This is a genomic window from Autumnicola aciditolerans (genome assembly GCF_041679265.1).
GTDB lineage: Bacteria > Bacteroidota > Bacteroidia > Flavobacteriales > Flavobacteriaceae > Autumnicola.
Genome location: NZ_JBGFSM010000003.1, coordinates 216,262 through 236,030, shown reverse-complemented (window position 1 = coordinate 236,030; position 19,769 = coordinate 216,262). Strand labels below are relative to the sequence as shown.

Annotated in this window: 16 protein-coding genes; 6 read left to right on the top strand and 10 right to left on the bottom strand. The window is 35.2% G+C overall.

All coding sequences use genetic code 11. The annotated features are described in order from the left end of the window. Positions 1 to 288: 288 nt before the first annotated feature. The 6 genes from AB8M93_RS04495 to AB8M93_RS04470 all read left to right on the top strand — a co-directional run bounded on the left by AB8M93_RS04495 (position 289) and on the right by AB8M93_RS04470 (position 6,448). Entirely contained in the window at positions 289 to 1,281 is a 993-nt protein-coding gene (locus tag AB8M93_RS04495; RefSeq protein WP_373056377.1) for a transposase, read from the top strand. 748 nt (positions 1,282 to 2,029) lie between these two features. Next, the gene (locus AB8M93_RS04490; RefSeq protein ID WP_373056376.1) at positions 2,030 to 2,386 is read left to right on the top strand and encodes a single-stranded DNA-binding protein; all 357 of its coding nucleotides are present in this window, start codon (positions 2,030 to 2,032) and stop codon (positions 2,384 to 2,386) included. Positions 2,387 to 2,505: 119 nt separating this feature from the next. Next, complete coding sequence (locus AB8M93_RS04485; protein ID WP_373056375.1) at positions 2,506 to 2,958, top strand: JAB domain-containing protein; 453 nt, start codon at positions 2,506 to 2,508, stop codon at positions 2,956 to 2,958. A 500-nt stretch (positions 2,959 to 3,458) separates the two neighbouring features. After that, complete coding sequence (locus AB8M93_RS04480; RefSeq protein ID WP_373056374.1) at positions 3,459 to 3,809, top strand: BfmA/BtgA family mobilization protein; 351 nt, start codon at positions 3,459 to 3,461, stop codon at positions 3,807 to 3,809. Positions 3,810 to 3,819: 10 nt separating this feature from the next. Then, positions 3,820 to 4,851 (top strand): MobB family relaxase, encoded by a 1,032-nt coding sequence (gene mobB, locus AB8M93_RS04475; RefSeq protein ID WP_373056473.1) that lies wholly within the window; start codon positions 3,820 to 3,822, stop codon positions 4,849 to 4,851. Positions 4,852 to 4,861: 10 nt separating this feature from the next. Next, positions 4,862 to 6,448 (top strand): type IV secretory system conjugative DNA transfer family protein, encoded by a 1,587-nt coding sequence (locus AB8M93_RS04470; RefSeq protein ID WP_373056373.1) that lies wholly within the window; start codon positions 4,862 to 4,864, stop codon positions 6,446 to 6,448. Between the two features lie 68 nt (positions 6,449 to 6,516). On the opposite strand, the gene AB8M93_RS04465 is transcribed toward AB8M93_RS04470, so the two are convergent. From AB8M93_RS04465 to AB8M93_RS04420, 10 genes are all read right to left on the bottom strand, one after another. Continuing rightward, a complete protein-coding gene (locus AB8M93_RS04465; RefSeq protein ID WP_373056372.1) occupies positions 6,517 to 8,547 on the bottom strand; it encodes a hypothetical protein in 2,031 nt (676 codons plus the stop codon). Further along, positions 8,528 to 12,055, bottom strand: a complete 3,528-nt coding sequence (locus tag AB8M93_RS04460) for a hypothetical protein (protein WP_373056371.1) — start codon at positions 12,053 to 12,055, stop codon at positions 8,528 to 8,530. Before AB8M93_RS04460 ends, AB8M93_RS04465 begins: the two co-directional genes overlap by 20 nt. Before the next feature lie 244 nt (positions 12,056 to 12,299). Then, positions 12,300 to 13,013, bottom strand: a complete 714-nt coding sequence (locus tag AB8M93_RS04455; RefSeq protein WP_373056370.1) for a hypothetical protein — start codon at positions 13,011 to 13,013, stop codon at positions 12,300 to 12,302. Positions 13,014 to 13,353: 340 nt separating this feature from the next. Next, positions 13,354 to 15,417, bottom strand: coding sequence for a lipocalin family protein (locus tag AB8M93_RS04450; protein ID WP_373056369.1), 2,064 nt, complete (start codon positions 15,415 to 15,417; stop codon positions 13,354 to 13,356). Between the two features lie 124 nt (positions 15,418 to 15,541). Then, positions 15,542 to 15,907, bottom strand: coding sequence for a nuclear transport factor 2 family protein (locus AB8M93_RS04445; protein WP_373056368.1), 366 nt, complete (start codon positions 15,905 to 15,907; stop codon positions 15,542 to 15,544). Between the two features lie 7 nt (positions 15,908 to 15,914). After that, positions 15,915 to 16,775 (bottom strand): DUF4138 domain-containing protein, encoded by an 861-nt coding sequence (locus tag AB8M93_RS04440; RefSeq protein ID WP_373056367.1) that lies wholly within the window; start codon positions 16,773 to 16,775, stop codon positions 15,915 to 15,917. A gap of 11 nt (positions 16,776 to 16,786) precedes the next feature. After that, entirely contained in the window at positions 16,787 to 17,716 is a 930-nt protein-coding gene (traM, locus tag AB8M93_RS04435) for a conjugative transposon protein TraM (RefSeq protein WP_373056366.1), read from the bottom strand. Then, entirely contained in the window at positions 17,706 to 18,320 is a 615-nt protein-coding gene (locus AB8M93_RS04430; protein ID WP_373056365.1) for a conjugal transfer protein TraK, read from the bottom strand. Before AB8M93_RS04430 ends, traM begins: the two co-directional genes overlap by 11 nt. A gap of 21 nt (positions 18,321 to 18,341) precedes the next feature. Next, a complete protein-coding gene (locus AB8M93_RS04425; RefSeq protein ID WP_373056364.1) occupies positions 18,342 to 19,178 on the bottom strand; it encodes a hypothetical protein in 837 nt (278 codons plus the stop codon). Positions 19,179 to 19,187: 9 nt separating this feature from the next. Further along, positions 19,188 to 19,769, bottom strand: a complete 582-nt coding sequence (locus AB8M93_RS04420) for a conjugal transfer protein (RefSeq protein ID WP_373056363.1) — start codon at positions 19,767 to 19,769, stop codon at positions 19,188 to 19,190.

Sequence of the window (19,769 nt, the reverse complement as noted above, 5' to 3'; positions counted from 1 at the left end):
GCAAAATACCAGCATATATAAGTTAGCCGGACTGCCTTTAGATTTGTAAAATAAATAAAACTTATAATGATAATGTTGAAAAGAGGGGGGCTGGGGGAGACTGATAACTTATGAAAATTGTGTATAACTTTAGAATTAAAAAGAATGAGGTGAACTTTCCGGACTGCTAGGTTAATGACCTCTCTTATGTATTAGTCCTCATTCTTTATAACCGGTTGCTAAGAACCAAATAGGATTATAGCCTTTGCTTTTAAAGGTTTTAGTTTAGGCAACCTTTAATTTATTATAATGATGAAAATAAAGGAGGTTATCGGCATTGATGCCAGCAAGCTAGTATTGGACTGTTGTATTCATATGAAAGAATTGCAGTTAACATTCAGCAATGATCCTGATGGGATTGATCAAATGGTTGAATGGGTAATGAATAGCACTAAATTGTTTAAAGATGACATATTATTTGTTTTTGAACACACAGGGCTTTATACAAATCAGTTATCAGCAGTTTTGAGCAGAAAAGAATGTATCTTCTATATAGCATCTGGTTTAGAGGTTAAGCGATCCTTGGGTATTTTGCGTGGAAAGGATGATAAAACCGATGCTAAGAGAATTGCCTTATATGGCTATCGAAGAAGGGAGGAAATTAAACCAGCAAAAATAATGAGTGTGCCATTAGCTCGGCTGAAACGCCTGGCTTCTATGCGTAGAAAATTGATTTCTCAACGAGCAGGTCATAAGGCAACTTTGAAAGAGCAAAAAAGAGTATTAGAAAATGAAACCATACTCTTTGAAGTTCAGAAAAGAATTATAGATCTACTTACCCAAGAGATTAGAACTATTGAAAAAGAAATGGACAATATTATTTTAGAAGATGCAGAGCTTAACAAGCTGTTTCGACTGTTGCTTAGCATCAAGGGAATAGGAAAAGTAACTGCGCGTTTTTTGATTATCCATACTAATGGTTTTACCACTTTTAAAACCTGGAGAAAATTTGCTTCTTATTGTGGTATAGCACCATTTCCTTATAGATCAGGTACAAGTGTTAGAGGAAGAACAAAGGTAAGTCGATTAGCAAACACTGAAGGTAAGGCGCTATTGCATTTATGTGCTGCTGGTTCCATCCAGTATAATCCTGAATTAAAGGCTTATTACGAAAATAGAGTGAGTCAAGGAAAAAATAAAATGAGTACTTTAAATATTATCAGAAATAAATTATTGTCTAGAGCATTCTCTATTGTGGGAAGAGGAACGCCCTATGTTGATATTATGAAGTACGCCTCTTAAAAGTATATCTTAATTACTGAATTCATTAACTACTTAAGTTCTCTAAGAAAAGTGGATAAGGAAGATCATGCCTAGTAGTTAACTATCAATGCCTATTAGGAAGTCCTTAACGCTATTTGTGCTCTTGTTTTGCATGCCGATTCTCTACATAGCTAATATTTGACCTACTCTATCCATAGTTCCCACAACACCTTTTTTAAACTGCGAAAAAACAACATTCTTTCTTGGACAGCGGCATAAGGCCGTTCCGGCTTCGCCTACTCTTTTTATACGCTTTACCAATCTCGGATGTTGTAGAAAAAATGCATCAAAAAAGGTAATGTGAGGGCTCTATAAGAAGTAAGTCAATTTAAAAAATTATGAAATCGAAACAGATACAAAAAATAACAAGAGCACAAAAAATCAAAAAGGAAAATGCTTTGGATATAAAAAGTAAGTCGATTTAATCGAGTTGCGGAAAGACAGAATAATAGAAAAAAATTATCACAGGAAATTTGGAATTATCATAGGATACATAAGCCGGTTGACTTCGTCTGCCCTTTTATAAGTCCTCCCTAATTCTATATGCTGAAAATGTATCAGCATCAAAAAGGAAACAGCATACGGCTCTATAGGAAGTAAATCTAAATAAAAACGTGATGAAATCAATAAAAACAAAATTATCCGGAAGTAGAACAAAAAAAAATCAAAAAAGAAAAGCTCCGGATATAATAAGTAAATCAATTATTAATCTTTAAATCTTTTAATTATGAGAACGCTTAGAAACAAAGTTCAGTTAATCGGAAATGTGGGGCAGACCCCGGAAATCAAAAATCTTGAAAGTGGCAAAAAAGTAGCCAGTTTCTCCATTGCCACCAATGAATTTTATAAAGATTCAAAGGGCGAAAAAATACAGGATACCCAATGGCATAACATCGTAGCCTGGGGCAAAACCGCTGAAATCGTAGAAAGTTATGTGGCCAAAGGCAAAGAAATTGCCATTGAAGGTAAACTAACCAATCGCTCCTATGAAAATAAGGAAGGAGAAAAAAGATACGTAACCGAAGTGGTAGTAAGTGAAATTCTTTTGCTGGGAGGTGGGAATGCTAATAATGATACTCATTAGCAGTTAAATAAAAGAGGGCTGGAACTTGCTCACGGTAACGCCCTCTTTTTTCATTTCAACCCTTTAAATCAAATTAAAATGAAATCGAAGATTCACGATTTCCTTAAAAATATTAAGCTATGAGTAAAGCACAAGTTAATGAAATATCGATAAAATATCAGGGTAATTTTAAAATCTCACAGGCACCAAAAATAACTTCTTCAGTAAATGCCGCAGAGCTATTATTTGATATGTGGAATAAAGACCAGATAGGACTGCAGGAATGTTTTAAAGTCATGCTCTTGAACAATGCCAATAGAGTAAAGGGTATTTTTGAAGTTTCTACCGGAGGGATTACGGGCACCCTTGTAGATCTGCGCATCCTGTTTGCGGTAGTATTAAAGTCATTAGCGGTGAATTTGATAATTTCTCATAATCACCCTTCAGGAACTTTAAAACCCAGTGAGGCAGATAAACGCCTGACCGAAAAAATTAAAAAGGCAGGGGAACTTTTAGACATTAAAATCCTTGATCATTTAATCCTGACCCCCGATGGTGATTATTTTAGTTTTGCAGATGAAGGCATACTTTAAATGCTATTATATATAATCGCAAAAATTACCTAAAGAACATCTCTGAAATTCCATAGATGTTTTTTTATGCTTTGAAAATTTCAATTGATAAAAATTCCTTATCTTTAAAATGCTGATCTTCAGCGTTTATATTTACGTATAGTGAGCCTATTATTTTGACTTTCGCTGCTCCCTATACCCATCAATTTATTTTATAAGGAATCTTGAATTCTAAGAAAAAGGCAATTGGCGTTTAGCCAGATTGTATAATTTTTTTGTCCGCCTGGCGGGACAAAAAGGAATAGCAAGAGGGTAACACGCTATGCGATGTTAGACATTGCCTTTTAATTTTAAAACACTGTAAATCAGTTATTTAAAATCGTTTAAGACTTCCTGAAAATTAAAATTTGCGGCAAATGGGCTTGAAACCCCAGTAAACAGGCAGGTATTTGCGGCAAATGGGCTTGAAACCCCAGTAAACAGGCAGGTATTTGCGGCAAATTGATCAAAACAGCGAACATATGGAGCCTTTTAAGAATATTCGATTTAAGAAAAAAACCGCGGAACGTTTTCAGGAATTCTCACGTACCCATTTTAAAACCCATTCAGAAGCCCTGGCTACCATGCTTGATTTTTTCTTCTACAACGAGATTTCTCCGAAAGAAAAATTAGGTCCAACTGGAAGAAAAATAGAGAACTCATTGAAAAAAAGAATGAACGCCATTATCGCCATTATGAAGGATGTGGAAAAAAATAAAGCCAATCCCACCCTGGCGATTTTGCAATCCCTTTTGGAAGGGAATGAACCAAAAAAGAAAACCCTGATACTGGAAAAAAATAGTTCTCGGAAGGATGATCAGAATAAATATTAAAAATCGAAATATGTATATCACTATTTCAGCTCAAAAATTAGGCGGCACGTTTTCACAGAGTTCAGGAGATTATGTGGATTATCTGGAAAAAGAGAATGAAGGTGTGGAACAGGAGGATCTGGAACATTTCTTTAATCAGGACAGGGAGGGTATTTCTGCGAGGGAAGTAGTTCAGGAAATTGACGGAAATATTGCAAAATTGAAAAAAGTCGAGCCTAAGTTTTATGCCATTACCGTAAGCCCGTCTCCATATGAACTAAAAAGATTGCAAAACAGTAGTGAAGATCTCAAACGCTATACCCGCGAGCTCATAAAAGATTATGCGGCCTGCTTTAACCGTGAAATCAATGGTAGGGCCATTACAGCAAATGATATTAAATATTATGCAAAAATCGAACATCAGCGTGCTTTTAAAGGAACGGATCGTCAGGTAAAAGAAAACCAGCCTTATGCCACCAGAATTCTAAAATGTAAAGACGACATTCAAAAAATTAAACGTGGTGAAATAGAGGGTAATATTCCAAGCCTTGAAAAAAAGATCATCAAATTGGAAAAGCAAGCACCACATCAGCAGGGTGGGGAACGAATTGTTCAGGGGATGCCCAAGGAAGGTAACCAAAGCCATATCCACATTATTGTTAGCCGAAAGGATGTCTCCAATTCCTATAGTCTGTCCCCGGGAAGCAAATACAAGTCTTCGGAAGTGGAAATGAACGGGAAACTGGTGAAAAGGGGTTTTGACCGTGATCAGTTTTTTTCCAGGGCAGAACAAACCTTTGATAGAACCTTTCAGTATCAGCGAAATTTTGTCGAAACCTATCAGGCCAGGAAAGAGTTTATTAAAAATCCGAAAATGTATTTCTCCGCACTTATTGGTTTACCGACCAGTGAAAAAGCAATCGCAGTTAAGATGTTAAGGGAATCCGGGATGCCCATGCTACCAAAGATCCCTACCAACAAAGTACAGTTGGCTTTAAAAGTATTCAATAAAATAAAACAAGGGGTAGATACGGCTATCCGCTCTGGTTCAATAGGAATCTAATTTAAGAATTATGATAACGACGCTATTCACTATAATTGCCATACTGTTAGTACTTCATATCCTGTTTTTTCTGATTTACAGGATCTCCAAGTTTGCTTTTATGATTAACCTAATGATCACCGTCATTATGATATTTCTTATGGCATACCCGGGTCTGGATTTAAGCGATTTATCTAGTCTCGTGCTTTATTATGGCTGTCCGCTATTATTGGGAAATACCGCCCTTTATGTATTCATTAATAGGGACGATGATGGGGCTTCTGAAGCAAAATACAAGGTGGTTTTTAAAATAAATCACGGAAAATTTCAAATTAAAAATATCATGCGAGGAGCTTCAATTATTGGAGCTTCCGGAAGTGGTAAAACGGAAAGTGTGGTTCATGGTTTTTTAAAACATTTCAGCAACTACTCCTTTAGTGGGGTGATCCACGATTATAAAAATTTTGAGATTACGGAAATGGCCTATCCACTTTTCAATAATCCCGATATTCCCTTTTATGTGGTTTCCTTTGATAAAATACTGCATAGAGTAAATCCCATCGCACCCAGATATCTGGAAAATGAGGAGAGTGTGAACGAGATTTCCAGGGTGCTCATTGAAAATCTTTTGGAGCAAAAAGAATCAGGTGCGACCGGTACCAATAAGTTCTTTAATGATGCTGCGGAAGGCCTGGTAGGCGGACTCATTTGGAAACTTAAGACTTCCTATCCCCAATACTGCAGCCTGCCACATTTAATTCTGATTTATCAAATTCTGGATACCGATAGCCTGATTGCTTTTTTAGAGACCAATCCTACTTCCCGCGCCATGGCCAGCGCATTTATTAGTGGGAAAGATTCGGAAAGGCAGACGGCAGGGGTAAAAAGTACGCTGGCCAATGCCCTGAAAAAGATCAGTACTAAACAAATTTTCATGGCCTTATCTGCAGATGAAGTTCCCCTCAATATAAATCATCCGGAAAATCCAGCGGTTATTTCCCTGGTGAACAATCCCAAGTACGAAACAGCCTATTCTCCTGTAATAGCAACTATACTGCATACTATTACCAAGCAAATGAGTGTTCGAAACTCTAATTCTTCTTTCCTTTTAATGGAAGAGGCTTCCACGATTAGATTGCTTAATATGCACAGAATCCCGGCTACATTAAGAAGCTATGATATCGCTACGGTTTATGTAATGCAGGATAAGATCCAGAATGATATGATGTACGGCGATAAAGCCAGCAAAGCTATTCTGGCCAATCTGTCCTATCAGTTTTTCGGAAAGGTGAACGACCCGGACACAGCTAAATATTATGAACGATTTTTCGAAATTGTAAAAGGGGAAACCAGGACGGTAATGAGGGGAGAAGGACTGGATTTTGATACTAAAATATCTATAGGAGAGCGGGAAATGGCAAAAGTAAGGGCCGATTCCTTCTTTCGTTTAAAACAAGGCGAATTTATCACATATGCCGATGGAAAGGATAAAAAAGTACAGTTTAAAATCCCGAAGATTGAACGTAATTTACCGGATGATTCCATGTTTTATACACAAGCTGAAATAGAGGCTAATTTTGAGAGGATTTACGAGGAGGCGAGGTCGATATTTGGGTAAATTATTGAAGTTCGCACCTGTTAAGATTAGAATGATTTTAATAAAAATGACCTGATTTTACTGGTTCTTCAACTATTCTTTCTTTTAGAAGGAGACTTTTTTTTATTTAAAAGTACCCATTCTCTTATATATTTAAATGGAAAAGGTATTACCGTTAAGTCGCCATATCTTACAAAATCTACATTCATTAAGGGTAACATCTCATCAAAAAAGACTGGCGCATCTGAAAATCCTGATATTTCGCGAATAATTGATGCTCGGCCAATTTTTGTACGCATCCCATCACCTATGGTTCCCACGTAATAGAACAACTTACCGTCTTCGTAATATGAATGAATATCAAGGTTGCTATCCATTAAGTCATATTTTGTCTTATCTCGCATATAAGACTTAACTACGATTCCGGTATTATCCTGAATGTGTTTTGATAGTCTTTTCTTTACCGAACGATGGTCTATTATCTGTAAAAGGTTTGATTTTGAAATGAATTCTTCGGTCCAATTATTAAAAAGTGACTGGTAATAATCTTTATGTTTTTCTTCTAAATCAGTTTCTGAAAGCCATTGCTTAACATCAGACATTTTGAAGTTTTCGTTTTTATTTTCGGCTTTGAGCTGACCATAGATTTCTTTGAAATTTGGAAGCGTATATAAGCCCGTCCTTTTGATAACATTGATGTGTTCTAAATGATTTTTAACAACGCCTTCAACCGTGGAATCTTCATCAAAAATTGAAATTAAGTCATCAAATTCAGACTGGTTGAATAATGTCTGTTCCTTAATCTCAAACTGCATCTTTCCAGATGAAGTTATTTTTAAAAAGATAAACTGCTCGTCATCTTTGATGCCGAACACAAAATCATCTGTAAAATTGTATTGAGCCCAATCTAAAATAGACACTTGCTTTTTCTCTATATCATTCTTAATTAACAGCTCTTTTAAAATCGCCTTTACAGCATTCGTATTATTATATTTAAAATCTTCTATTGTGAGGTGCTGTGTGTTTATCAATGAGGCGTCATACTTATCTTGTATTCCGTTTTTGTCGTAGTAGTGCTTGTTGTGCAACAAGCGAATGTTCAAGGCCTGTTTTTTATGGTTGTCAGAGATTGTTGCTTTAATTGTGGGTAAAATTGACTTTAATGTATCCTGAAAAACTTCAATGTAATCGTCTGCCGTTTCGCCAACTGCATTTATGATATGTACGGTTTTTTTTGTCTGTGATATTATTGAATTGATATCCTGTTGGTTTTGGTCAGCAGTTCTAAAGGTATCTTTGACGGACGTTTCATTGAAAGCTAATTGCAAATACTCACTTAGCTTGTCTTCAATTTTTTCCAGGGTTTCGGACATAAAACCCATTTTACTTTCCTGAAAGGAATCCAATTCATTAAAATCCAAGAATGGAATGATTGTTTTCTTTCTGGGCTCTTGCTTGATTATAAAAACATCTTTGGCATCAAAGTTCTCACCATCTATAATTCTACGCATTGATTTGGTGGCGTGCGAGTAGGTATATTTAGCGTATTTATGCAAAGACTTTCTGGAAAAGTCAAGTTTTGTTTTTAATAAAAGGCTTGTAAAAGTTGTAGTGCGCAATTCTAAGTTCAAATCACAATGTACCTTAAATTCAATTGCCGGAATTTTAGTTATCAGTCTATCATCTTTAAACTTTCTACGTTCAAAAAGTGATTCATTATAAAGAAATAATTTACCTGTTAAATTGTTGAACCGAAGGCGATTGTTCTCTGGCGAGCTCAAAGAATTTACTAATAGTTGAACTAATAGATGTACTGGAATCTGCTGGATTTCGCTGTTTTTTAAAACCGAAAAAGTCAAGACTTCTGCACCTTCTATTTTATCAATTTCCGCTCTAAGATTGATGTTTTCTAATTCCGCTTTCGCGAAAAGCGTATAAAGAGAGCGGCCATTTTCAAAAACCACACTTTTGGCCTTAATATTTTGTGAGAATACATCTATAAATTGTGCCCCAAATGGAATATATTTTTCGGACGTGGTAAACCGAACAATACTGAAAACTTTATCAATATTGAGATAGTTTAGCTTTGGGTTTATAATGTTAATCTTTACTTTTTCCATAGATTTCTAAAATTTTCTTGATGGCTTGAGTGTTGTAACTTTTGTTCTCTTCTTCATATAAATTGCCTATTTCCACAATCTTACCATCTATACCAGTAATGGTCCTGTAATTATTTACGGCAAGAACGTTTACTATTAGTGCTCTGGACCCATTAACTCTACTTAATTTGCTCAATATTTTATCTTGAATTTTTGTAGCATCAAACTCGGTGTATTCCTGCCAATGTTTAAAATCTACATAGATATCCGTTTCTCTAATCCTGAAATCAAACAATTCAAAGTGTTCTTTTGGCATTTCTTCAAGTGGAATTTGTAGTTCGTTCTCAAAGATGAAACGTCCGGCTTCCTCACCCAAAGCACCTTTGTAGATATTATGAAATAAGACTGGGCTCAACATAAAAGATCCATTATTAAATTCCGTCGCGTATTGCTTTCCTTCAAAATGTTGTTTTAAACCTGGGATGGATAGCATAGACTGTAATCGCGCTGATGTTTCGGAAACCTTCGCTGGCAATTTGTTATTGAAATCAATTGTGATGGATTGAAAATCGTTTTCTTCTTCATAACTGTAACTGTTGCCCATTGATGGTAATTCTACATAGACATCCAGAACTCTAATCAAGTTTTTTGAACATTCCTTGGTCATTGTTGGATAGATGAGACAGAGTTCTCTTAACTGCTGCCATTCCTTAATATCTTTATCACGCCATTCCCAATCTCTGCGGATAAAACGCAATATTCTGGATAGGGTTTTTCTATTGGCCATTATGGCTTTATTCACAAAAACTTCGTCAGTTTCTATTTCCGTTGTATGCTTTCGACAAGAAGAGACCAAGGCTTTAAATTCCTTAAGAACTACATTGTTTTCAATATCAAAGGATGCAATATGATTTTGTAGTTCATCATCTGCCAAGATATAGATATTCTTTGCTTTCAAGTTGGTTCGGCAAATCCGCCCAATGGCTTGAATTATAAATTTGGAATAATGCTGCTTTATATTGTAGTCATCATAAAGTGAAGCTTTACTACGTTTGGGAATTCCATTGGAATTAAGTGATGCCATTAAGTTTTCAAATGCTCTGGTAACCTCACTTTTTAGCGTTGCCATTGAGATTCTACCTGCTTCCAGTAAAAATTCCAATTGAAATAGATATCTAATAAAGCCTTCTTCATCAAGCTGTTTATTAATAAGCTGAATAAGATGCGTGGGCTTGTCCAGATAGATAGCATTGATGTCGGTTTTATCCAAATTGTATTTTGGAAGTTCACTACTGCGCACATCTACAAGTTCTGCGGTGTCAGGCGAAACATACTGAAGATTTTGACCAGCACCCACGGTTTGGTACATTGATATTAAAAATAGCTTTTGGCCACGATGCAATCGGTCTGTAAAATCTTCTTTTTTCAAATCGAAATCTGCACTATTAATAATTCTGTACGAATTTTTAACGCTGTACACCAATTCATCGCTGTCATCATCTTTCTGAGTGAAGATATCTTTGGTATTGTGTTTTTCAATAAGAATATCGAAAATCTCTTCGAGTGTAGAAATACGTAGTTTATCATCCCATTTTTTAGGCTCTTTGTTCAACAAACAAAGCATTGCCTTGATATCCTGATATAAGAGGAACTTATCAAATGCCTGAGCAATTCGTAGGTATCTATTTTGAATAAATGGGTTTGGATTATCTATTTTACCTATAATATGACGCACCAATTCTTTGTCTTCAATCAATTTTAAAAAACCTTCTGCTACTTCGGCTTCGGTACTGTAATTTTTTATCCAGATAGGATGTATGGTTACGTCCTTGTAATTTTCGTTCTGTTTTTCAATAAAACTTTTAAGATGTTCTTTTTCATCACTATTGAGCTCAAAGAAGGAAGAGCCCAATTGTTTCTTTAAATAACTTATGTCATAATTACCTGTTACGGTTTCAATATTGGCAGTGGCAGAAATACCTATAACTTTAGCCCTCTCAGCAAGTTTTAACAAAAACTTCTCTGGGGTACTATTAAAATCATAGATAAAGGTTTTGGTAATTGTTTCGTGCTGCTCATCGTCAATAAAGTCGAAGTATCTAAAGCCGTTTTCATATACACTAAAATCATAACGTATTTGCGGTTTGTTTTTGTCAGATTGATTTGCATTTTCTCTTTCCGAAAGAATGCTGTCCATAATAAATGCTTTGTACTTGCCTTCCAGCCTAAATTCTTCAAGTACGGTGCTTAACGCTAAATCATAAGCATATTCAGATTCTTGTGATGTGGATGCGATACGGCGCTCATTTATGGTTTCTTGATAATTTTGTGCCAAACTCTTTACCGCACCCTGAAAATACCTAACATAGCCCTTTATTTGATTGAGCAGCGTAATGATGTTTAATGAGTTATCTACAGGTTTCTCATTGGTAAACTGCAATAGGTTCATTCGCTTTCCAAAATCAGTATCAATTTCAATGTATTTATTATTGTTGCGGTAAACTGCGTGGTACTGAAAGTCGTGAAACAATAGGTTGCGTTCTCTTGAAACATTGGGTGCCATTGTTGTCTTGAAACTATACATTACATTGTATTTCTCTACAATTTCAGCAGCCATCGCCTTTAGAACATTTTCAATGTCTTTTAAATCTTTGTAGTTGTAGCCTTTATCAATTTGCTGTTGTCTATTTTTTGAATGTTCCAAAAAATCCACAGGAAGTGTATTGTTTGAAAGTGCCCAAAAGATTTCATTGAACAAATGAATGTAATCTATTCGCTGGCGTTTGCCTTTATCAATAATGTTAGATAGTATGCTGTCTTTCGTAGCGTCAATTTCGTCTATAAAAATGATAGCATCTTTAGTAATATCGTGGTTAATAAAGTGGTAAGAAGGTTCTACAAGGGTGCTGTTTTGAGCATAAAATTTACTTATGCTCAAAAAGAAAATCTTACGTTCAGAAGAAAAAACCGATGGATACAATGTGCCTACCCACTTTAAATTGGGCTCAGTTTTTATGGCCTTTAAACGTTCTTTTTTATTGGGATAATTTTCTTTTAAATACAGCTCTATTCTTCTTCTAAATTCAGGCTCATATTTGTTTCTAAGTTCATTTTCAGCAGCATTTAAAACATCCTTGAATTTGTTTGAAGATTTTAAATTGTTGACCAAGCGCACTTGATTCCGTAGGCTTTTAAAGGCCTGTAGTTTACCGAAATATTCAGGAATATTATCTTTGATTTCGTCAAAATTTTTCAATACGAAACCCATATTAGAGTCAAGAAAAAGGACGTGTTTATTAAAATCGTCGACTTTGTTGTTTTTCGCAAAATGGTCGTTCCTTAAATCATCTAAAGGAAGGTTTTTCTTTAAGTTAGTAATGAAGAAAATTTTGCGACCTTCTTTACAATGTGTCTTATAATTTTCAAAAATCCATTTTAAAACGTTATACGTTTTACCTGAACCGGTAGGTGGGTCGAACAAAAGCAAACCGTTTTCTGCATTGCAATGGTTTTCGAGTATTTTAATCATATTTATGACGGAATATTTTAGTACAGAGTAGTCGATAAAGAAGCTTCCTCACGAAGCCTAAATTTTATAGGTAATGCAAATGAGATTGCTGAAAAATCTGGCTAACAATAATACTAAATTTTGAAATAAAATGGTTTGAAACCACTGAAGAAGTATTAAAAATTTAATTAGAAATAGATCCATTTTCTAAAAATGATAAACAATTCTTTTTCGTTTAATCCCTTAATAAAAATCATTTATATTTCTACAAAAGCTCAATAATTTTTTCAGTTCGTTCATCAAAAAAAAATACTCGGTTGAACTTTTTTCTGGAAAGGTTACTGCAGTCCAATAAATCAAAACGGAAACCTGACGATCTGTAACCTATGCCAGCTATTATTACAAGCCATTTTTCATCTATGTCGATAGGGTAATTGCAGATCAAAGCGGACTTTTTATCTATATATTTTTGAACTTGTTTATAATCGGCTGGTTTAACAAGAAAGGCTCCTGTGGATTGCCAGTTACTCCAAGTAGTTTCTGACTGAACAGTTAAGCTGTCAATGTATTTGTTTTCAACTTTCATTTTAGAGGTTGAAACTCGAAACTTATACTCTTTGTTGACTTGGTAAATTTTATTTACCATATCAAATAACATATCAATATAAAACTGTTTTTTATGCTCTTTGTCCATTGGATTGTGTGAATATCGAAATGAAACTTGTAGATTAACTCCGACCTCTCTCTCAAATCTCTCACGGGCAGCATCTATAATTTGTTGTCGATATCTTTCTATCATTTTGTTTTTCTCATCAATATATCTCGTATGTTCAATAGAAATTTTTGTATCCAATGTTTTAGCGATAAAATCGGGAGTTTCATATTCTTCAAGCAAAATGAAGTCTATTCCATGACTTTTGTTAGATATAAATTTTTCAATTTGTCTTCGTTCAATTGTTTTCGTGTAAGTTCTTGTCATGAAGTTAATTTTTACCAGTAAGAAAAGATTTTTTACTAAAATTTTTAAAATAGAACGTGAAAATTTTAGAACACTTTTTTGCTTTAGAAATTTTGAGCACTAGTATAAAAAGAGAAGTCCAAAGTGTGAATTTGAAAATATGTATTTAGATGAAAAACCCATAGGTTATTGCATATTTTCATGCATAAAAAGGAATGCTTTTATAATTATTCTAATCAAAATATAGTATTTATTCTAATTTTATACCTTTTTTCGGTATACTTAACGGATAAATACTAAAATGACGGTGTCAAAATATAGTAAGAAGTTATAAGGTATAAAGATATATTCTCAATTAAAATCATCTTACCACTTCTACAAAAATATCCGGCTTGGGCATGGACTGGTCGAGTCCTGGACGCTTAAATCCTGATGAAATACTAATAATCTGTCCAGTACTATTTTCAAATAGCATAAGTGGGTAGCCTTTTGTTTCAATAGTATTTAACTGCCCGGTAGTAAGATTATAAATCCGCGCTTTCTTTTCATGAATAGTTTCATTTTCCGGATACCATTCCGGGTCATTGTTAGAGCCGAATATCAGGTTTCCATTCCTGCTAATACCCGATGGAAAATAAGGCTTTTCAAATGAATCCTTTAAATTAAAAGTTTGTGTTGAATATAATTTGTTTTCCAAAAGGTTAATAATATAATTCCTTTCTGCACTATAAAAAGTATTTTTTACATAATGAGACTTAATAGGAATATTCACTATTTCAGCTTCAGAAATTTTTCCGGTTTCAGAAATTGAAAATTTATAACTATTAGGTTCATAGAAATGTCCAACAAGCAACTGTTTATCTTTAAGAGCTATCAAATGATAATTATACGATCCAAAATGAGTTGAAAAATGATTTTTCTGGTCTATATATTCGAGATTTCCATTGAACCGCTTATAGGTATATATAATATCACTATCTGTAAAGGCAAAGAGATTGTCACCCAGATATACAAAATCATAGAATCCCAAAGACCTTTGAGGAACAATTTTATATTTAAACGATAGATTGGTGGCATCATAAACTGCTAATCCATTACCCTGCGGAAAAAACAATTCCTTTCCATTCCCTGTTTCATAAACACGCATATTGATACTGTTCATTAAATCAGGTACTTTATTGGCAGTAGCAGATATTTGCTGGTTCTGATAGTTGAACTTGATTAGATTATAATTACCATTCTTTTCTTTTCCGTACAAATAAATTTCAGGTTGATCTTTATCTATGCTTATCAAATCTATACTGCTAAATTTAAGGACTTCAGGACGTGACCAGTCAAGTTCCCATACATTTTCATTGGTATAGGGTTCAGAACTTCTATTCCCGAAAATATCGTAGGAATAGATCGCATAAACCGGATCCATTAAATACGGAGGATCTTTATCCACATAACTGGTTGTTTCTATATCATTGATAATTTTTACCGGATATTCCTGATATCCAGACCCGGTGCCCCCTGTATAATTCCTTACAGTGATCTCATAATGAGAAAAGTAGTTCCCCTGATATGGCTGCCAGTGCAAATCGATTTCAGTATTGGAAGGATTTACGGTTGAAAACCCAACTTTAGTTGGTCTTAAATATTCAGTAAAAAATTCAATAACTTGACTTTCTCCCAAAAGCCCTTTTTCATTGTATATTTTCAAAAAATAACAAATATTATCCTGGGCTAAAGGATCTTCATCGATAAAGAAATTGGTGGAAACATCATGAATAGTAGCTAATAATTCAGCACTGGTTTTAGTACAGCCATTTATACTACGATAAACTTCATATTTTTCAAATTCATAGAAACCGGAATAAGGTTGCCAGGTGAATTTAATTTTATCGTCGCTGGAATCGACTGGGGCAGGCTGAAAAGTATAAGAGTATAAATCTATATCATTTGGCGGGGCATACCGCTTTGCCAGAAGAGTAAGAATATCCAGTTCGCCGTCGTCATCAATATCAATCTTTATTTTGAAGGTTAATTTTTCAGAAGTTAATTCAGTAATTACCATTTCATCACTCTGGCCCACAGCATTTGAAATTGAAATAATCCCATCATTTAGATCCCACTGAAAATCAGTGATCTGTCTTTGACATTCATAACTGGTAGTTAAAATATACTCTTTATACAGACCATTTTCAATAAACTGAAAAAAATCCCTGCCGCATTCCTGATAGGTAGCCGGAATATCTACGAGATTACCTTCATAAGAACCTTGAAATATAGACCAGGTTCCAGATAAAAGAGATGGATTAGCGTTTACTAACGTATTGGAATAAAAACCGTCCTTATTACTCTCTGGAAGATCATCATCTTTTGAACAACCGGAATAAATAAAGAGGAATAATAAAGACAGGATTAGGTATGATTTATTCATGGGCGGAAATCACATAAGATTTTCAAGTTAATATAGCAGTGTAAAATCGTCGATTGTTTTATCAGTAATCAAATAAAGAAAAACCTTCTAAATATATTAAAATATTCATTCCGTAAAATAACTTTTAGAACGGACTTTTTTCCCGTAAACCGGTTTCTGTTACTTTCCATTGGCCGCCTTCTTTTATCAATTTAAAAGTCTCGGGTTTTTGTTCGTGTGAAGTCGTAAATTTTATCCAGGCCGTATCGTTATACACCGTATCCCGAACTACCTTAAAATTTGTATTGCCTGAATATGTGGAAGTAACCATGTCCTGAACCGAGACCAGAGACCGATAACGTTGTGGAGTAGTGTATTTTTCCAAAGTGCCATTATCCTTATTTATAAAGCTTTCCGAAACCAACTTAGCTGTTTCAGTGTGGGACATTTGATCACCTTCGGAACAGGAAATCCCAGATATAAGGATCAAAAGACAGATTAGTTTTTTCATAACTATACTAATTAGGATTATTAATAAATTTTGATTTTACATTTAATTTTAAACTTCGTTCTCCGTTTTGTTCATTGAGTTCAACTACTAATTTTTTATCATCTCCCAAAGAAAACTTGGGAAGTACAAACACCATTCTTCTCGTTTCATTTTCTGAAACTTTGAATGGTACCTGATGTGTATAAACTGGCTGTTTTTCCAATTTTTGAATTGATTTTCTTTTCCCTTGTTTCTTTGTTTCTGTAAAAAATTTTAGAAAATTAAGATCATAATCCAGGGAAGAGGTATTCTCGATTTCAATAACGAAATACAGTGCTGACCTATCAAATACTATATTTTCTACACTTAAGACAATTCCATTAACACGTTTTTTTATCCTGACAATCTTCTGATTTCTGTCAATAAGAAATTCACTAAACCTATTATAATATAGTTCGCTACTATCAATGTTAGTGTCTAAACTGTCATTCAGTTCAGGAACTATTACAAGAGGCTTTTCATTCCCTATATTTTCTGTATTAGAAACGAAATAATTTAGTTTAGTTAGTTGCTCTTTATACCTTACAATATACGAAAATACAGCACCATTTGTATTGATTATGAGTAAATTACTATCTTCTCCCGGTGTGGCCTGCAATAATCCAAAATACTGTTCCTTCTCTCTATTATAGGTAAATACAAAATTTTCTGAACCGGTTATTCCCTGTTTAATAGGATCAGGAAAAAACAGGGCGACATTCTTTGTGTCGTTGGCATAGATTGTATCCAAAATAAGGGTTTTAGGAAGCCTTGATAATTCCTCCTGAGCATTCAGATTTCCGAAAGGAACAGCACTCAGTATGCTTAAAGCAATGATTAGATTTTTCATAATATTTTGAATTAATGCCCTGGGGCTTTTAAAATGAGTTTATAAGTATTGGTTACCGTCACCTTGATGTTCCGGTTATCACGTTGAAATACTTTTTTGATACCGCTTACTTGTGGTACCCCGGTAATATTAATGTCCTGTACAAGGTCATCTAGAACTTCCCGGGTAGCATCGGCTCTTAAACTGTTTTCCACATAGATCCCTTCGCTACCATCCTGAAGATCATATGCCTTGAGTTTTACCGGTTTGTGGTTGATATTCTCAATGTCTATCAAGGCCCTGTTTGGCTGAAAGCTTATAAAACCAAAAACGGGTGTGTTTTTTGGGATAAGTATCCCATTAATTCTGGCATCTTCACTCAACCTCATACGTAACCTGTAATTTTGTTTAACCACCTGTGTTCCATCAACTTCAGCGTAGATCATGTTATCTATATTTGATGGAGTCTGTCCCGGATTTTCTGAGGGGTTTGAACTAAAAAAGAGCTGGTGTTCCAAACCTATTTCTTTAACAGAAATTACCGTAGGCGCTTTAGGTAAAGTGGAATCTATTTCAGATTTTTCTTTTTTAATGATTACTGAAGCTGCACTCCGATAAGGATTGTCTGAATAACTGATGCGCCCGGAATTGTATATACTATCAACAATGCGCTGTTTTTCTTTATCTATCAAGTCTGGATCGTAAAAGCCGGCGGAGTCTATCAAGCTTTCATCATAGATGCTGGGCGCATTGGTTTCCTTCACTTCTTTTAAGGCATTGATAGCATCCAGTTTTGAAAAATATTCTTCCTGCTCATTGCCTATTTCAGGAATGGTAGTTTGTCTTAGGTTATCATTTTCATTATCATCGTCAGACATTATTGTAAATGAATATGCCACAATAAATAGGATCACTACGGCTAGTACCGAAGCAAATACGATTTTATTTTTTTCAATTTTCATTATTGAGTTTTTTAAGGGAGTTTTCAAAATAATTCGTGATAAGAAGTCCGTGTGTATTATTTGGAAAATTGCGATCTACAACTAGTAAGTTTCCGGTAGATACCAGTTCGTAGGTATCTGTTATAGTACCCCTGTTGATTTCAAAAATAGTGCGGGTCCTGAATTGATAGGGTTCGCTTGATAAGTCAAGTTCAGATTCAATACTCCGCACTTTTTGAACAAGGGAATATTGTATCAACCGGTTATAGACCCCGTCGGCTTTCTTTTGCCGATAGAGGTTATCCACTGAGCTATTGCCCAGCCATAATGCTTTTTCCAAGTTCTTTTCATAATTGCTGGCATCTATATTATAGAAGTAGGTATGAAAGAGTTCCAGATGGGCAAGGGCTTCAACTTCTAAATTCTCCTGTTGGGCGACCCATTTAAGGGGAATCACCGATCCATCAGTATTGATGGCGAATGCATTGTTCATGGATTTTCGGTATATGTCATACACCATCAATCCCGAGAAGCCACTTGATCCCAGGGCAAGAAGTACAACCATCATTACTATAAACCGATTGATTTTTAGGACTGAATAGATATTTCTGTAAGCTGTTCTCATATTTGTTATATTTTTTCTGAATTAAGAAGTGAAAAGTTTAAATGTGAATGATGTAGCACGGCGATAGAGCTTGAATTTCAGAAAAACGATGAAACCGATAGATCCTGCCTCCACAATGATTTTAATGATGTTATTATCGGTAGAGTTTCCTAATAGATTTGACCAGAAATTTGTATTGATTTCCGCATAAAGATTATTCACAAAGATGTTGACTAAAAAGAAGGCGGGGACCAGCATATAAACCGCAGCATAAAGCTTAAAAAAATTATAGGCCATCTCCCTGAATTTTTCAAATACCGCCAGGCTAATTACCAGTGGAAAAAACGCCTGCATGATCCCGAGCAAAAAATAACGTTCAGCTAAAAAGAGCGGATAAATGAAAAGGTCCAATACCCATAGGAACAAACCGATCACAAAAGAAATTACCTTTACCGGATACAAGGGGGTTACCAGTGCATCATAAAGCAAGGACATTGCTTTGGTCGCAGCATCCCAGGCACCCACATCGGTTTCCAAATCAATATCCTGAAGCTGAAGCGGAATAAGGGCGGGTGCCGTATCCTTGTACTGGGATTCTATGGCCACCAGGATACTATCAAAAAAGCCAAGTACCTGCGTTGAAAATATGACCAACAATACCACCGCAAAATTCTTAGCCAATTCCCCCGGGCTGAGCCCCCATGTATAGCCTTCCTTATCCGCAATCCCTTCATTATATTTTTTTAGAATATTGATCAGGAAGAAAAGCACGGCCAGTGTTTTCATTCCGGCAATGGTGTACTGCGAAAAGTCACTGTCTTTTATAACCTGAAAAACAGCATCTACATATTCCAATCCTATTCCTAAAAAAATGCCCATAACCTTTATTTAATAGTCTGTTTCCCGGTTATTGATCTTGTCCTGCATTTCCCTAAAAGAAATGATGTCACGGTAGCGCTGGGTTTTCAGTTGGATTTCTGAAACCATTTCTTTGGATTGAAGCTCTTTTTCTTTTAAAATAGCAGCCCGTTCTGCATCGGTCATTTTCAGGTAATCGCTGGATAAGATCTGCTCTATAAAGTCCAGATCGTCCAGGGAATTTTCTATAATGGCATTAAAAGAATCTGAAATACGAGTTACCTCCTCGGGTTTGATATATGGGGAATTCAGGATTTCTCTTAAGTCATCGCGTACTACATCAAAAAGTCGCTCATTGTTGGCCGCAATTTCCCGAACCGCTTTCAGTTGCTTGACCACGTTATTTACTTTTTCCAGATTCTCTTTTTGCTGTTTGAGGAATTCAACCGTTTTAAGTAGTTGGGAGGTTTGTTTCGCCGATTCGATTAGTGACTTGGCCAGGCTAATAAAATTGGTGTTGTCATAAACCGGCATCCCCTGTGCCGTAGCACGGCCAGGCATTAATAGGGCAAAAGCTATTGCCATTACTAAAATTCTGATGTTGTTTTGCAT

Excerpts from the sequence above, each read along its gene's own strand:
- AB8M93_RS04420 (WP_373056363.1), bottom strand. The coding sequence starts at position 19,769 with ATGCAAAACAACATCAGAATTTTAGTAATGGCAATAGCTTTTGCCCTA.
- AB8M93_RS04450 (WP_373056369.1), bottom strand. The coding sequence starts at position 15,417 with ATGAATAAATCATACCTAATCCTGTCTTTATTATTCCTCTTTATTTAT.
- AB8M93_RS04440 (WP_373056367.1), bottom strand. The coding sequence starts at position 16,775 with ATGAAAAATCTAATCATTGCTTTAAGCATACTGAGTGCTGTTCCTTTC.
- AB8M93_RS04455 (WP_373056370.1), bottom strand. The coding sequence starts at position 13,013 with ATGACAAGAACTTACACGAAAACAATTGAACGAAGACAAATTGAAAAA.
- AB8M93_RS04495 (WP_373056377.1), top strand. The coding sequence starts at position 289 with ATGATGAAAATAAAGGAGGTTATCGGCATTGATGCCAGCAAGCTAGTA.
- AB8M93_RS04445 (WP_373056368.1), bottom strand. The coding sequence starts at position 15,907 with ATGAAAAAACTAATCTGTCTTTTGATCCTTATATCTGGGATTTCCTGT.
- AB8M93_RS04470 (WP_373056373.1), top strand. The coding sequence starts at position 4,862 with ATGATAACGACGCTATTCACTATAATTGCCATACTGTTAGTACTTCAT.
- AB8M93_RS04490 (WP_373056376.1), top strand. The coding sequence starts at position 2,030 with ATGAGAACGCTTAGAAACAAAGTTCAGTTAATCGGAAATGTGGGGCAG.
- mobB (WP_373056473.1), top strand. The coding sequence starts at position 3,820 with ATGTATATCACTATTTCAGCTCAAAAATTAGGCGGCACGTTTTCACAG.
- AB8M93_RS04430 (WP_373056365.1), bottom strand. The coding sequence starts at position 18,320 with ATGAGAACAGCTTACAGAAATATCTATTCAGTCCTAAAAATCAATCGG.
- AB8M93_RS04485 (WP_373056375.1), top strand. The coding sequence starts at position 2,506 with ATGAGTAAAGCACAAGTTAATGAAATATCGATAAAATATCAGGGTAAT.
- AB8M93_RS04460 (WP_373056371.1), bottom strand. The coding sequence starts at position 12,055 with ATGATTAAAATACTCGAAAACCATTGCAATGCAGAAAACGGTTTGCTT.
- AB8M93_RS04465 (WP_373056372.1), bottom strand. The coding sequence starts at position 8,547 with ATGGAAAAAGTAAAGATTAACATTATAAACCCAAAGCTAAACTATCTC.
- AB8M93_RS04425 (WP_373056364.1), bottom strand. The coding sequence starts at position 19,178 with ATGGGCATTTTTTTAGGAATAGGATTGGAATATGTAGATGCTGTTTTT.
- traM (WP_373056366.1), bottom strand. The coding sequence starts at position 17,716 with ATGAAAATTGAAAAAAATAAAATCGTATTTGCTTCGGTACTAGCCGTA.
- AB8M93_RS04480 (WP_373056374.1), top strand. The coding sequence starts at position 3,459 with ATGGAGCCTTTTAAGAATATTCGATTTAAGAAAAAAACCGCGGAACGT.